Annotated in this window: 10 protein-coding genes; 8 read left to right on the top strand and 2 right to left on the bottom strand. The window is 55.8% G+C overall.

What is annotated here, in order from left to right:
* The first annotated feature begins 70 nt into the window (after window positions 1-70).
* From phhA to kynU, 4 genes are read left to right on the top strand one after another with little or no spacing between them, the layout of a single operon-like run.
* Complete coding sequence (gene phhA / locus AC0V60_RS11535) at window positions 71-913, top strand: phenylalanine 4-monooxygenase (RefSeq protein ID WP_486178603.1); 843 nt, start codon at window positions 71-73, stop codon at window positions 911-913.
* Window positions 910-1,842, top strand: a complete 933-nt coding sequence (locus AC0V60_RS11530; RefSeq protein ID WP_486178602.1) for a tryptophan 2,3-dioxygenase — start codon at window positions 910-912, stop codon at window positions 1,840-1,842. Before phhA ends, AC0V60_RS11530 begins: the two co-directional genes overlap by 4 nt.
* Window positions 1,832-2,467 (top strand): arylformamidase, encoded by a 636-nt coding sequence (gene kynB, locus AC0V60_RS11525; RefSeq protein WP_486178601.1) that lies wholly within the window; start codon window positions 1,832-1,834, stop codon window positions 2,465-2,467. Before AC0V60_RS11530 ends, kynB begins: the two co-directional genes overlap by 11 nt.
* A complete protein-coding gene (gene kynU / locus AC0V60_RS11520; RefSeq protein ID WP_486178600.1) occupies window positions 2,464-3,699 on the top strand; it encodes a kynureninase in 1,236 nt (411 codons plus the stop codon). The genes kynB and kynU overlap by 4 nt, the downstream gene beginning before the upstream one ends.
* A 35-nt stretch (window positions 3,700-3,734) precedes the next feature.
* Here kynU and AC0V60_RS11515 read toward each other — a convergent pair whose 3' ends face one another.
* On the bottom strand, window positions 3,735-4,439 hold the full coding sequence (locus AC0V60_RS11515) for a queuosine precursor transporter (RefSeq protein ID WP_486178599.1): 705 nt from the start codon (window positions 4,437-4,439) through the stop codon (window positions 3,735-3,737).
* Between the two features lie 248 nt (window positions 4,440-4,687).
* On the opposite strand from AC0V60_RS11515, the gene AC0V60_RS11510 reads away from it, so the two are divergent.
* The 3 genes from AC0V60_RS11510 to AC0V60_RS11500 all read left to right on the top strand — a co-directional run bounded on the left by AC0V60_RS11510 (window position 4,688) and on the right by AC0V60_RS11500 (window position 10,673).
* A complete protein-coding gene (locus AC0V60_RS11510) occupies window positions 4,688-5,932 on the top strand; it encodes a NupC/NupG family nucleoside CNT transporter (RefSeq protein ID WP_486179488.1) in 1,245 nt (414 codons plus the stop codon).
* A gap of 48 nt (window positions 5,933-5,980) precedes the next feature.
* A complete protein-coding gene (locus AC0V60_RS11505) occupies window positions 5,981-6,919 on the top strand; it encodes an isopenicillin N synthase family dioxygenase (RefSeq protein ID WP_486178598.1) in 939 nt (312 codons plus the stop codon).
* Between the two features lie 280 nt (window positions 6,920-7,199).
* Complete coding sequence (locus AC0V60_RS11500; protein WP_486178597.1) at window positions 7,200-10,673, top strand: TonB-dependent receptor; 3,474 nt, start codon at window positions 7,200-7,202, stop codon at window positions 10,671-10,673.
* A 95-nt stretch (window positions 10,674-10,768) separates the two neighbouring features.
* Here the strand turns inward: AC0V60_RS11500 and AC0V60_RS11495 are convergent, their stop codons facing one another.
* Entirely contained in the window at window positions 10,769-13,942 is a 3,174-nt protein-coding gene (locus AC0V60_RS11495; RefSeq protein ID WP_486178596.1) for an ATP-binding protein, read from the bottom strand.
* Window positions 13,943-14,195: 253 nt separating this feature from the next.
* On the opposite strand from AC0V60_RS11495, the gene AC0V60_RS11490 reads away from it, so the two are divergent.
* Window positions 14,196-14,927, top strand: coding sequence for an energy transducer TonB (locus AC0V60_RS11490; protein ID WP_486178595.1), 732 nt, complete (start codon window positions 14,196-14,198; stop codon window positions 14,925-14,927).
* Window positions 14,928-14,939 lie beyond the last annotated feature (12 nt).

The raw sequence follows: 14,939 nt of genomic DNA, 5'->3' as shown, positions 1-14,939 counted from the left end.
TAGTGCAAAACGTGGTTGAGCCGTGCTTGGCTTCGACCTTCTAGCGATCAAAAGGAGTGCTTTGGTGGGTGTGACCCATGTATTTGATACGCCGCCAAACGGTGTAGGCGATGGTTGGAGTATGCCCCAAAATTGGGAGCAGTTCACCAAGGCCGATCACGACCGTTGGAGCGAATTTGCAGCCCGCCAGACCAAGGCGCTTGAGGGACTGGCAAGTGATACCTTCCTGAAAGGGGTTCGCGCGCTCGAACTCGATACCTTGGGCGTTCCCGAATTTGAGCGCTGGAATGAGCGTTTGCGCGACGTGACAGGCTGGGAAGTGGTCGCGGTTCCCGGCGTCATCCCGAACGCTCCTTTCTTTGAGATGCTTAGCCAGCGCAAGTTTCCAGTCTCCAACTTTCTACGCCAAGGTCCCTCGTTCGATTACAGCGACGAACCCGATATGTTTCACGATGTCTTTGGTCACATGCCGATGTTCATCGATCCCACTTTCGGCGAATTTATGAGCGCGTATGGAAGAGCCGGCATAAGGGCTGAAAAGATGGGCATGTCAGACTGGCTCGGGCGGCTCTATCTGCACACGGTCGAATTTGGTCTGATCCGCGAGGGTGGCGACATTCGAGCTTATGGCGCAGGGCTTATGTCGAGCTATGCCGAGACGCTCCATGCACTTACCAGCGATAAACCTAAGAGGCTCCACTTCAATCTGCCGCGATTGATGCGAACCCAATGGCCGTTTGATGAATTTCAGCCGACCTATTTCGTAATTGAAAGCTTCGACGCTCTACTCGAGGAGATGGAGACAACCAGCCTCAAACAGGTTTATGGCGAAGTCGCTGCTCTGCCCCTCATCCCCATTGGCGAAGCCGCGCCGGGCGATCGTCCGTTTGAGATACAAGGCGGCGCCAAATGACTATCAAGAAGACGTTTATTGACGGTGTTGAGACCTTTGAGGCCAAAATTGATGGCGAGACGATCCAATGGGACCGCGGCCTTTCCTATGCCCGGCACCTGCAAACCGAAACACTTTTGAGCAGTCAGGTTCCTGTCTCTGACAAGCCCGATGAAATGCTCTTCATCATCATGCATCAAACGATGGAGCTGTGGATCAAGCTTGCCTTGCACGAGGCCGATCAGGCGATGCAGCACATTCGGGCTGATCGGCTCGGTCAGGCTGAAAAGACGCTGGACCGGATTGCGACGGTGCTGCGCCATATGATCCATTCATGGGAAGTTCTGGCAACTTTGTCACCGCACGATTTTCTCACCTTTCGCGGGTTCCTTCGCAAGGCGTCCGGCTTCCAATCGCACCAATATCGCGCGCTCGAATTTTGTCTTGGGCTAAAACGCGCAGACCTTGTGCTGATCCATAATGACGATGAGGAAAAACGCGCGGCATTGGAGGCGGTCCTGAACGCTCCTTCGCTTTACGATGAGCTTTTACAGCTCCTTGCGCGGCGCGGATTTGCTATCCCGTCTGACAGGCTGGAGCGTGATTATTCGCAAGAATACGAACCATGCAGCGAGGTCGAGGATGCGTGGCTGGCGATCTACACCGACCCAAAAAACCACTGGGATCTCTACAGTCTGGCAGAGAAGGTCACAGCGGTTGAATACTATTTTCAAGAATGGCGCTTTAAGCACATGAAGACCGTCAGCCGCGTGATTGGCCATAAGATTGGGACGGGCGGTTCTTCGGGGGTGACTTATCTAGTGAAGGCGCTTGAGCTGCCCTTTTTTCCAGAGCTTTGGACCATGCGCACGCGAATGAGCGCGCCCAAACAGGGCGGGAATTACGCCGACGATATCAGTGATGAAGAGGGCTGTCCCCTTGGCTCGTAAGCTTTGGGATATCACGCAAAGACTGGGAGCGAAGACTCCTCTATGGCCAGGTGAGCCCGATCTGGTGGTGCAGCGCAACGTGGATATGGGCCCTGATTGCCCGGTTAATATCGGCCAAGTGACCGCGCCTTTGCATGCCGGAACCCATGCCGATGCGCCATTACACTACGCGAATGATGGCGCGGACAGCGCGGGCTGCTCGCTTGAACCTTACATTGGAACTTGCCTGGTCATAAATGTGCGCCATGCGGGCGAGCGCGTCGAGCTGTCTGACTGCGATTGGGGCGGTATTGAGGGCGCTAGACGGGTTCTTTTTAGAACTTATGAAACTTTCCCGCATGCAAGCTGGGATGAAAATTTCAAAGCTATCGCGCCCGAAGTTGTTGCGCGCCTGCGCGAAAATGGCTGCGTATTGGTGGGAGTGGATACGCCGTCGCTCGATCCGCAAGACAGCAAATCTATGGACGCACACCGCGAGGTTCTCAAGGGCGATATGCGGATATTGGAAGGGCTTGTGCTCGATGATGTGCCGCCCGGCGAATATGAGCTGATCGCATTGCCGCTCCCGCTGGAGGGCGCTGATGCGAGCCCGGTGCGCGCGGTCCTACGGGAGCTTGTGGCATGAGCATCAATGCTCAGCATATCGCTGAAATGGACGCCGCTGATCCGCTGGCGCATTTCCGGGATGAATTCGTGATCCGCGATGGGCTCGTCTATCTTGATGGCAATTCGCTGGGCGTCCTGCCCAAACGCACCGTGGCCCGGATGCAGCGCGCTATCACAGAGGAATGGGCGCAAGGTCTCATCACCAGCTGGCTGGGTGCTGATTGGGTCAATTCACCCACTCGGATCGGCGATAAGATTGCGCGCCTTCTGGGCGCAGAGCCGGGCGAAGTGATCGCGGGCGAAAGCACTTCGATCAATATTTTCAAAGCCCTGACGGCGGCACTTTCTTTGCAAAAGGGGCGCCAAGTGCTTCTGACGGAGACCACCAACTTCCCCACCGACAATTACATGATGCAAGGCCTTGCTCGCTTTTCTGGGGGCGATCTGGAATGCCGCGAGGTTGCGCCAGACAGCGTTCTTGACGCGCTCGATGAAAGCGTAGCGGTCCTTCTTTTGACGCAGGTTCACTACAAGACCGCGCGTATCCGCGACATGGCCGAGGTCACCGCGCGGGCGCATGCGAAGGGCGCAATGGTGGTGTGGGATCTCAGCCATTCGGCAGGCGCTATTGAGGTCGATCTGAACGGCGCAAAGGCTGATTTTGCGGTGGGCTGTGGATACAAGTTCTTGAATGGTGGTCCCGGTGCACCGGCGTATCTCTTCGCGGCACAGCGCCATCACCATGCTGACCCCGTCCTCTCCGGATGGTTTGGCCATGCACGCCCATTTGACTTTGACGGGCAATTCGAGCCTGCGGAAGGCATTGATCGTTTCCAGTGCGGCACGCCGCCGGTTTTGGGAATGAGCGCGCTAGAAGAAGGCGTCGACCTTATGCTCGAGGCGGATATGGGCGCGTTGCGGCAAAAATCCATCGCCCTGTCTGAGCTGTTCATGACATTGATGGAAGAGCGCTGCGGCGAGTTCGGGTTTGAGTTTATCTGTCCGGCCCAAAGTGAGCAGCGCGGCAGTCAGGTCGCGTTTGCCCACCCGCAAGCCTATGCAATGATGCAGGCGCTCAAAGCACGCGATGTGATCGGCGATTTCCGCGCGCCCAACATTATGCGTTTTGGGATCACTCCCTTGTATTTGCGCTTTTCCGATATTGCCGAAGCGGCCGACCGTTTGCGAATGATCTGCGTCAATGCAGAGTGGGACCGCGAAGAATTTCGCAATAGGGCTGCGGTGACATGATCCTGAATGGCTCTGCTCCTGCTTCACGAGGCGTCTTATAAACCCGAGCTTTTCCTCGCATCAAGCCAACGTGCAGCTTGCACACCAAGCGTGATCAGGAAAGGCACAAGCACAATGCTGAGGGCAACCTTTGCGACCACTTGCCCTATTAAAAGGTTCGTGATCGGGAATAGCCCATAGAACGCAAGCGTGATGAAAATGACCGAGTCCAGCGCCTGGCTAAGCGCCGAAGCAATTGCGCCTCTGATCATTAGGCTGGCGGTGGTCGCTTCGCCAGCTCCTTTAAGGCGGTCAAAAATCCAGATATTGAGCAATAGCGAGACAATATAGGCAGCAGGACCCGCCGCCCATACACGCCAGACGGTTGAGTGGACACGCTCAAACGCGGCCAAATCATCCGCGCGGTTCTCCAGCATTTCAGGGGATGCCGGCAAATTCAAAACCAATTGCATAAGCAGCGATGCAATCGCGAGCGGAAGAAAGCCCCACCACACAATTCGCGTCGCCATCTCTCGCCCGTAAAGTTGAGACAGCGTGCTTGAGATCACCACTAGCAGGAGAAACGCGAAAATTCCCGATTCTACGGCCAAATCGGTTGGCCACAATTGCACCTGTTTAAAGGCTAGAACCCCTGCCAGGACTGTCATCCCGCCATAGAGCAAGGTGAAAACAAACAGACCCAATGGCATGGAAATGCTGGAGGGACCGGAGGGATTGGCGGAGACCGAGGCTTCATTCATGCGCGAAGGGCTAGGCGAAGGCTTGAGGAAAGGGAAGCGGCGGGACGAAAAGAGGCGGTGTCCTAAACCTTGAGAGGCTCGCCCGTACACCTCCGCATGTGCAAGCCCTCTTGCGAAGCGGGATGCAAACTGTCACCTCGCTTGTCACGGATAAACCAACAAGAGGGGGCAGGGATCGCCCGCGTGGTCAAACCCGGCGCGCGCTTCACCTGCGGCTGAGTGCTTTAGTGAGTGAAACTGCAAGTTCGATGCTGTTTAGCGTCTTTGGCATCCTTGCCATCTTGGGCATCGCCTTTCTGCTCTCATCGGGCAAAAAGCGCATCAATTTGCGCGTAGTGGGGTCAGCCTTCGCATTGCAGGCTCTCATGGCGCTCCTCGTTTTGCGCACAAACTTTGGCGTTGTGACGATCCAGTTCCTGTCAGATGGTGTGATTGCGCTTCTGGGCTATTCAGTGAGCGGGATAGAAACCTTGTTCGGGCCAATGGGAGACAACCCTTTCCAAAACACCTTCCTGATCGCGGCGCTCCCCGTGATTGTATTCTTCGCCGCGCTTGTCTCGATCCTTTATTACCTTGGAATAATGCAGCGGCTCGTGCGCTGGCTGGGCGGGGCAATCGGCTGGGTTACGGGGATCAGCAAGGTCGAGGCTTTGGGCAGCGCTGCTAATATCTTCGTTGGCCAATCGGAAAGCCCGCTTGTTGTGCGTCCCTACTTGGCAGCGCTCCCACCCTCGCGCCTTTTCACTTTGATGTGTGTGGGCATGGCCGGAGTTGCGGGCACCATCCTCGCCGCTTACGCCTCTTTTCTTGGCGAAGAAGCGGTGCCCTATCTGCTTGCCGCCGCCTTTATGTCTGCTCCCGGAGGCATTCTGATGGCAAAGATTATCATGCCAGACGACCCTGAAGAGGCAGCAGAACATGACAGGCAGCTTGAAACCGTTACCGTTTCGGAGACCTTCGAAGAAGGCGAGAGGCCTGCCAATATCATCGAAGCGGCTGCACAGGGCACTCAAACGGGTGTAAAGCTTGCGGTTGCTGTGGGCGCGATGGTGATGGTGTTTGTGGCTCTTGTGGCGCTGGCCAACGGGCTGCTTGGCGGGGTTGGCGGCTGGTTCGGCTATCCTGATATGACGTTCCAGCAACTGTTTGGTTATGTCTTTGCGCCTGTCATGTTTCTCATCGGGATTTCGGATTGGGAACAGGCGCAAATCGCAGGCGGCCTTTTTGGCACCAAGATTGTGCTCAATGAATTTGTGGCCTTTATCGAACTTGGCGCGGTCGAAGGCCTCACCGAGCGCAGCCGATCTATTCTGACGTTTGCCCTGTGCGGTTTTGCCAATTTCTCGTCCATCGCTATCCAAATGGCGGTTGCGGGAGGTCTGGCCCCCAATCAAAGGCCAGTGATCGCGCGCCTTGGCCTCAAGGCATTAGCTGCGGGCAGCTTGGCCAACTTGATGAGCGCAGCTCTCGCCAGTTTGTTTTTGCCGTTTTGATCGCAAACACTCTGGCACAGCGGCGCGGCGCATATTAAATGGACGCTCATGACCCAATCAGCCGTCAATATCGCATCTGTCTCGCTTGCTCAGCCCCCACAACGTATCGCCGAGGCGCTGGGTAACAGCTTTGCCGAATATGGTTTTGCAATCGTGCGCGATCACGGGATTGACCAAGGCTTGATTGAACGCGCGCAAGACGCATCAAAAGCCTTCTTTGCCCTACCTGATGCGGTAAAGCGTGCGTACCAGATCGAAGGTGGCGGCGGCGCGCGCGGATACACTCCGTTTGGCACTGAAAAGGCCAAGGATGCAGATATCTTTGATCTTAAAGAGTTCTGGCATGTCGGGCGCGAGCTGCCAGAAGGGCATGCTTTGGCCCATTATATGGCGCCCAATGTCTGGCCCGGGGAAATCGCTGCGTTCGAAGAGACCTTCAGCGAACTTTACAGCGCGTTTGAACAAACTGGCCTGCGCGTGCTTGAGGCGATTGCGCTTCATCTTGAATTGCCGCGCGAATTTTTTGCACCCACCGTCGAGGATGGCAATTCGGTGATGCGCCTGTTGCATTACCCGCCGCTTGGTCCAGACGCCCCGGAGGGTGCGATCCGCGCCGCTGCTCACGGAGATATCAACACCATCACTTTGCTCCTGGGCGCGGAAGAAGCGGGCCTTGAGCTGCTCACCAAAGCCGGCGAATGGCATCCCGTTTATGCCGAGGAAGGCTCGATCGTCATCAATGTGGGTGATATGCTGGAGCGATTGACGGCGGGCGTTTTGCGCTCGACCACACACCGCGTCGTCAATCCCAAGGGATCAGGCGCTCAGCGTTCGCGCTATTCCATGCCTTTCTTCCTGCATTTCCGGCCCGACTACATGATTGAGCCGCTCGAAAGCTGTTTGTCGCGAGAAGGTGCCAAGCCTGAGCCAGCGATAAGTTCGCATGACTTCCTGATGCAGCGCCTGCGGGAAATTAATCTCGTTTAGGGCTTACGCTCAGTCTTTCGGCGATGATGGATTCGCGCCTTTGGCTGCCGAAGTTAGAACAAAAACGAAAAAGCTTCAGCGCGTGGCATCGGTGCAACACACAGTGGTATCCCTTGGATTTCCGGCTTTTTTGCGCTGCAACGTGAAGGTTTGCACCGACTTTTCCCGCCCGCCAAAATCCGGTGTCATGGACCTGTCACACAAACGACGCCAATGCGCCGCACAGCGACCCTAGGGCCGCGTCCAGCATCCAATCTCCTCTTGGTAAGGGCATCCTCTCATGAAGATAAAATATCTCTTGGCAGCCAGCGTCGTCAGCTTGACCGCTGCTGCAACCATCGCAGCGCCTGCACACGCGCAGCAAATCACTTCCGGTGTTGAAGGCACAATCACCGATGAAGCTGGTAATGCAGTTTCTGGTGCAACCGTAGTGGTCACCGACACGCGCACCAACAGCGTTCGCGAGGCCAAAGCCGGGCCAAACGGCGGTTTCCGCGTCGAAGCGCTTGCGCCGGGCGGCCCCTACACTGTCACCGCGACAGCCCCAGGCTTTGAGGGTCAAACGGTCGAAAGTGTGTTTACAAACATCTCCGGCAATACGTCTTTTGATTTTACACTGTCGTCAGAGAACGCGGGCAATGTCATTGTCGTCACCGGTGCCCGCGCACGGGTGAGCCAGGTTGCAGTTGGCCCGGGTACAGCCTTTGGCGCCGAAACGCTTGAAGCGTTTCCGTCAATCACACGCGATATTCGCGACATCATCCGGATCGACCCACGTGTCAGCCTTGAGCGTAGCGGTGACGTTGATCGTATTTCATGTCTTGGCGGAAACGACCGTTCAAACACCTTCACGGTTGATGGCATCATCCAGTCTGACGTCTTCGGCCTGAACGGTACGCCGTTTGCAGCGCGCAACGCTCTCCCGCTTCCGTTCGACGTGATCGAGCAGACTTCGGTTGAATTCGCGCCATTTGATGTCGAATTCTCTGATTTTACGGGCTGCCTTGTGAACGTTGTTACAAAAGCGGGTTCGAACGAATTCAGCGGCTCAGCGTTCTACACCTACTTCGACGAAGGTCTTCAAGCGGACTCAGTTCAACAGGCTGACGGTGACGACCAAGACTTCAACGCTGGCCGCGAAGAGCGGTGGGGCGCGACCTTGTCTGGTCCGATCATCAAAGACACTTTGTTCTTCTCATTCGGCTACGAAGAGACCGATCTTGGCGGCGGCTTCAACGATGGCCCAGACAACCCTGCGGTGGACTTTTTTACGCAGGAGCAATTCAACCAATTCGCTCAAATCGCGAATGATGTGTACGGTCAAGACGTCGGTCCCATCCCGACACAGCTTCCTGAAAGCTCGATCCGCTACTTTGGCCGACTTGACGCGCAGCTTGGTCCAGATCACCGTCTGGTTGCAACCTATCAGCGCCTGGAAGAAACCAATGTTGAGCAAGACTTCTTCGGCGGCGATGATGCATCCGGTTTGAATTCATTCGAAGATGAAGGCACTTTGTCTGACACTTACTCCCTGCAATGGTATGCAAACTGGAGTGACAGTATTTCAACCGAGTTCCGTATCAGCCGTGCGGAAGTTTCAGACGTTCAAGGCCCAGTGGGCTTTGGCGAAGCGCAAAGTGATAGTCCAACCGTTCGCCTCGCTGTGGGCAATGTAGGTCCAGGCGACAACGGAACCTTCAACACCGGCCCGGGCATCTTCCGTTCTGCCAACGCACTTGAATCGCAAGTTACGCAGGCGCGTTTCATTCTAAACTATGACAATGGCGGCGATCACTTCTTCAAGATTGGTGCTGAACTCAATGATCTTGAGGTCTTCAACCTCTTTATCCCGAACGCGACCGGCGCCATTTTCTTCAGCAATCTCGATGATTTTGCTCAAGGTCTGGTTGCTCCGGGGCAAGTGTTCGATGAATCGCTCTTTGGCGGTCAGAACGATGCACTGATCAACGGCGGGATCTTTGGTGGGATTGGTATCAACACCTCTTCAACCGGCGTCCCAGCCGACGCAGCCGCGCAGTTTAGCCGCCAGATTTACTCGTTCTTCGTCCAAGACGAATGGCAGGTAACCGATCAGTTGACGATCAACGCAGGTATCAGAGCACAGGTCTTCGATGGCGATGCTCCGGCACCCAATGATCTGTTCCTGCAGCGTCTTGGCTTCACCAACTCAACCTCTTTCGCAAGCATTGACCCTGTGATTTTGCCGCGTCTTTCGGCGACTTATGATTTTGATAACGACGGGTTCTTGAGCGATTCTCGCGTAACAGGCGGCGTGGGTGTGTTTACTGGCGGTGATCCCGTTGTGTTCTTCTCCAACGCATTTTCCAACAACGGTTTTTCGTTCGCGGAAGGTTCGTCGAGCCAGTGTGATCCAGCACAGCTCAACATTGACCCGGCAACAGGCCAGATCGACGTCACGCCAAACGGCGGCGCGTTTACCGGCATCCCTCAATGTGTGATTGATGCCGGCGTGGCAGTCGCCTCTCAAGGCGGCGGCAATGTGCAATCTACGGATCCTGAGTTCGATGTACCCACTGCAGTGCGGTTCAATGCTGGTTTTGCGACCCGGATTGGAACGCAAAGTGGGTTCTTCTCAGACTGGAATTTGAACCTCGACTACATCTACACTCGGTTCAGGGACACACTTGCTGTTGTCGACCTTGTTCAGGCTGTAAATCCTGATTTGGGGATCAATGGCTTTGCGGCTGATGGCCGTCCGATCTTGCGCCCTGTAGACACACTTCTGCCAGGATGTAACGCGACTTTTACTGGCAACAATCCACCAAGTTACTCAGGCCTTACCGCTGAATGCTTCCTCTCGGACAATGCTGACTTCCAAGAGTTTCTGCAACTCACAAACGGCCCGGGCCTTGACAGCCACAATGCCTCACTCATCCTCTCAAAGCGGTTTGACGAGGGCTTGTTTACGCAAGGTGGCAGTGTGAATGTGAACTTTGGTTACGCTTTCAGTGATGCAGAACAGACGATCAACAGTCGTTCATCTACGGCGGGATCAAACTTTGACGGCACCGCTGTCTTTGATCCGCAGAACCCGGGCGTATCGCAATCCGGATTTGAAACTCGTCACAACTTCACGGTCACGGTCAATTTCCGTGAAGAGTTCTTTGAGGACTATGCAACAAGCCTCGGTATTTTCTTCCGTGCTTCGGAAGGTCGACCCTACAGCTTGACGTTCGACAATCTTAATAGCGACCTTGGTGGTTTCCGTGGAAGCGACTCATCAGAGGCGAACATCCTCGCCTTCATTCCTAACGGAGTGAACGATCCGGTTCTGTCTCCGTTGAGCAATCCGGTGGCTGTTCAGCAGTTCATTGATGCGATCAACACCGGTGATGGTATCGTCAGCAACCTGAGTTGCAGCTTCACCGCTGGAGAAGTGATTGAGCGCAACAGCTGCCGGAACCCGTGGTTCTTTGACCTCGACCTGCGGCTCAGTCAGGAATTGCCTTTCATCGGCAGCCTGACAGGGATCAAACAGGACCGGCTTGAGGTGTTTATGGATGTGAACAACTTCTTCAACCTGCTCGGCAGCGACGGCAATTCACGCCGCGATGTTGGCGGGTTTGATGGACGAGTTGATCTTTTGGAGGCAGCCTTCGACGAGGATGGTTTGCTGATCCTTGATAACTTCAATCCAAACGCCGCTTTCGCGAACACCAATGAGTTCAACACCGCATGGCGGATCCAATTCGGTGCTCGCTACGAATTCTAATTCGTAACCGCCTACTGATGTAGAAATGAAGAACGGCGGGGCCTTTGGGTTCCGCCGTTCTCGTTTGTCGTGCTGATCGGGAGGGAGCGCGCTTATCAGGTTCCCAGTTTTGCGACGGTGTCAGCGGGATCATCGGCCACGCTCAAAAGTTCAAAGGCTAACGCTTCGCGCACATCGCCGGGAAGACGCATCCTAAGCGCATGTTCAAGCGCAGCGGCCTGATCGCCCAGTTCGGCCTCTCCAAAGATCGCGGCAGTGCCCGCCAGCTTGTGCACCAGCGTTGCAACCTGTTCACAGTGCTCGGTTGATCCGCCGGTTTCGCTCAACGACCCTTGTGCCAGCGCGCTGCGCACCGCTTCGACTGCTTCGCTGCGGCGCTCGGTCCAGCGGCTGATGAGGCTGGGCGAATGGAATTGAGAAAGGCTTGAACGCGGCGCATTTTCGATCTGCGTCTCTGGCAAAGCAATTTCGCCCATCTTCGGCGGGCGGACAGCAGGGTCACGCGATATGTCAATGATTTTGGCTGCGAACCGGCCGGGGGGATGGTCGTCGGTTTCGCCGTCATTGCTGCCGTCATTCACATTATTATTCCCGTTATCACTATGGCGGTATGTTTCAGTTTGTCCGCCGTCAAACCGCTCTTTTACGACTTGCGGCTCTGCGGCTTGGTCCTCGGTTGCTTCGGTTGGCCCTGCGGTTTCAGCAGGCGTTTCTGTATCATTATGGTCTACGATCCGGGTGGGCAGCCAGCGTTGGAGCGCGCGCGCCAGATCGGCAAATACCAAAGGCTTTGCCAGATGAGCCTGCATTCCCGCTTCCCGCGCTGCGGCAAGGTCTTCTGAAAATGCATTAGCGGTGAGGGCGATGATGGGCAGCTCGTCCGGTGTGATCCCCTCCATCCGAATGGCCCGGGTCGCAGCATAACCATCGCACCCCGGCATCTGGATATCCATCAACACCAGATCAAAGGGCTTATCCCGCATAATGGAATCAATCACCATCGCGATAGCCTCATTCCCGTCATGAGCGATCGCCACGCTTTGACCGCAGCGCTCTAACATTTCAGAGACCAAGAGCCGGTTCACATCATGATCCTCCACCAGCAAAATGCTCGCAGACCGGGTGAGCATGGAGGGTTCAAACGGTTCAGCGTCTAGCGGCTCTGGAAGAGCAGCCTCGGCGTAGTTAGCAGGTAGTGTTATGCGGAAAGTCGAGCCCTTACCTGCAGTGCTTTCGACGTTTATCGTACCTCCCAAAAGCTCTGCAAGTTGGCTGCTGATCGAGAGGCCAAGCCCGGTGCCGCCATAACGGCGAGCGGTATCATTCTCGCCTTGCGTAAAGGGCGCAAAGATTGTTTTGAGCCGCTCTTCGCTAATGCCAATGCCTGTATCCCTGACCGCAATGGACAGCTCCTCATCATCGCCAGAGACCGCAATTTCGATCTGGCCATTTTCGGTAAATTTAATGGCATTGCCGACAAGGTTGAGGATGATTTGGCGCAGGCGAAGCCCATCGGTTTTGATCCAGGGGCTTCTTTGGCTCTTATTGCTCTTATCGTGCGGGAGGTTATCGCATGCCTCGCTCAGTGAAAATTGGAGTGTGAGGCCCTTTTTCTCAGCACTTGGCCGGTAAAGGGCAGCGCATTCTGAAATAGTGCCGAGCAGATCGACGGGCTCGTTTGTGATCGCAATCTGGCCAGCCTCAATCTTGGAAAGGTCGAGAATGTCGTTCAAAAGCATCATCATTGACCGCCCGGACTGGACAATCATATCCGCGTGGCGCCGGTTCTCCTCGCTTAGCTCTCCCTCGCGCAAAAGCTCAGCAAAACCCAAGACCCCATTCATTGGGGTGCGAATTTCATGGCTCATATTGGCGAGAAATTCGGTCTTTGCACTCGCCGCTTTTTCCGCTGAGCGGCGCGCACGGGTGAGGAGCTGTTCAAGTTCCACCCTCTCGGTGACGTCGCGGGCCGACATTACTACGCCGCTAATCTCGCAATCAGCCGTTTCCTTTAGTACCGCGCAATCGGCCTCGATAAAAACAGGGCGGCCTTCATCGTTGTCGCGAAGGCGCCGGTAGGTGAGACGCTCTTTCTCGCTTTCACCGCGCAGCAGTCGCCCCATGACGCCGATGATTTGCTCGTGGGCTTCTTCATGAGTGCGTTCTGCGACTTTAGAGCCAAGAAATTCTGTGGCTGGTCGTCCAAGGACATCTGCCACAGACGGAGAGGCGTAAGTGCAAATGCCCTGGGTGTTGATCATCACGACCGCATCGGTGATCCCCTCTGTGAGCAGGGCCAGCTCGCGCCGCCCTTTCTCAAGCTCATCGGTCATGCGCTTTCGGCCTGCGAGGATAGCGGCAACAGGCAAACCGGTTAAGAAGTTCGCAGCGACAAAAGCCTGAATGAGGTTCACGCGGGCAATGTCGCCCAGACCAGCATTGGCGATCGGGCCCATCCCTGCAAAACTCATAACCCCGACAGCTATGGCAAGGCCCGGTACAAACAGGGCCGTGCCCAGCGCCCCCAAACGCAGCGCAACAAGCAGGGTAATAGGAGGGATAAGAAACAGGAGTGGGTAGGAGGCCTGGCTGAAAACCAGATAGACTGCGAATAATCCTGCGGTTGAGAGAAGAGCCGCCTCAGCGATGTTCCTCGACCAGGTGAAGGATCGTTTGTCCCACATCTGAGCCGCGATCAGAAACGCAGGGACGAACAGTATAATCCCCATGCTTTCGACCAGCACCCATGCTGTGAGGCCGGCCCAGATTTTACTGGGTTCAGTTCCCATGGAAATCGCTGCACACGATGCGCCAGCAACCGGGCCAAGAACGCCGCCATATTGCAGAAACACTCCCAAATGGGAGAGATCGGATAGATCAGGTATTGGACCACAGGACCTGCGGGTGAGCCAAGTGACGACCCAAACACAGGCAATATTGCCCGCAGTAAACGCAAGCACCATAAATGCAGTATTGCCTGCTAAACCGTTCGCAGCCGCACTGGCTGCTGCAATCGCAAAGTAGACGGGCAGCTCGTTGCGCAGACGCGCGATAAAGATCACCCCAATCGCAATCGCATTGGGGAGCCACACGCTCGCAAGAGTTGCGTCAAAGCGCGAAAGCGCAAGGCACAAAATTCCGGCCAAGGCATAAGCCACGCCGGTTATGCCAGCAACAATCCAGCTTCGCACATCAGCATCGCGCCCGATCAGGGTGTGAGCGCTGAACTGCGAGAATGGATGCCGGAAATCAGGTGCTTGCTCGATCAAATCGTGCCTCTTTTCGGCTATGGGACCCGCGAAGGTGGTCCATCCACTCTCGCCGCCCCGCTTTGCATTATGTGCAGCTGACTTTATTTGCCCTGGCGCCAGCCCGTGAGAGCCCGCGCCCTTGGTAGAAGGCAAATGGACCAGTTGTTCGGCCGAACCCTTTGATCTTAGCCAGATTGCCGCTTATCGCGTTTGCACGCTCATTCATTTCGAGTTTCACATTCATTTCGAGTTTCATCTTGGCAGAGAATAGATGATCAGGACCAAACCGCGCTATCAGGGAAAACCGAAAGCCCCGCGCTGGCTGACCCTTTTTGCGATCTTTGTGTTTCATTTGGCGGCGCTTTACGGCCTGTCCCGGTTGCTCGTGCCTGAATTCACTGCGAGCATCGAAGAAGAAGTGGCCAGCGTGTTCACCGTCACGGTCACAGCGCCCGATGAAGCTGAGGAGCCCGATGCGGACCCACAGCCCGACGAAGGGGCCCAAGGTGATGCGGGGAAAGAGGCAGTGCCCCAGCCTGTCACTGCGCCCAGCGCGCGTATCACAAAAAGCCCTACGCCGCGCCCGCGCGCCTCTTCAACCGGAGATGCAAGCCGTTCTGGCGCCACTGATGCAGCCGATGGCACCGGCAATCGGGGCGAGGGTCTGGGGACAGGCAGCGGCAATCGGGGCGGTGGTCAGGGCAATGGCATTGCCGTTAAACCTAGCGTTCGTTCAGGCTCGCTCGATCCAAAACGCGATTTTCCAGTGCCTGACGGCGGGCGTTCGGTGCGGTTTGGCTCTTCTGTCACAGTGGTTTTTACAGTCAATCCAGATGGCAAAGCTACCAATTGCTCTGTCGCGCGTTCCAGCGCGGACGGTGCGACGACCGCTTTGGTTTGCGGCCTGGTGATGCAGAAAATTCGGTTTAATCCAGCGCAAACCCGCGATGGCAAAGCGGTTGCTTCGCGCTACGGATACCGCGTCGATTTTCGCGAACGATAAAGCGGACGGCCA

Source organism: Erythrobacter sp. S259, assembly GCF_057364965.1.
The sequence above is the reverse complement of the archived record's forward strand: the minus strand, read 5'-3'. Positions and strand labels throughout refer to the sequence as shown.

Bases quoted from the DNA above. Each gene is read 5' to 3' on its own strand.
- AC0V60_RS11530 (WP_486178602.1), top strand. From the start codon at position 910: ATGACTATCAAGAAGACGTTTATTGACGGTGTTGAGACCTTTGAGGCC.
- kynU (WP_486178600.1), top strand. From the start codon at position 2,464: ATGAGCATCAATGCTCAGCATATCGCTGAAATGGACGCCGCTGATCCG.
- AC0V60_RS11515 (WP_486178599.1), bottom strand. From the start codon at position 4,439: ATGAATGAAGCCTCGGTCTCCGCCAATCCCTCCGGTCCCTCCAGCATT.
- AC0V60_RS11510 (WP_486179488.1), top strand. From the start codon at position 4,688: ATGCTGTTTAGCGTCTTTGGCATCCTTGCCATCTTGGGCATCGCCTTT.
- AC0V60_RS11505 (WP_486178598.1), top strand. From the start codon at position 5,981: ATGACCCAATCAGCCGTCAATATCGCATCTGTCTCGCTTGCTCAGCCC.
- AC0V60_RS11500 (WP_486178597.1), top strand. From the start codon at position 7,200: ATGAAGATAAAATATCTCTTGGCAGCCAGCGTCGTCAGCTTGACCGCT.
- AC0V60_RS11490 (WP_486178595.1), top strand. From the start codon at position 14,196: ATGATCAGGACCAAACCGCGCTATCAGGGAAAACCGAAAGCCCCGCGC.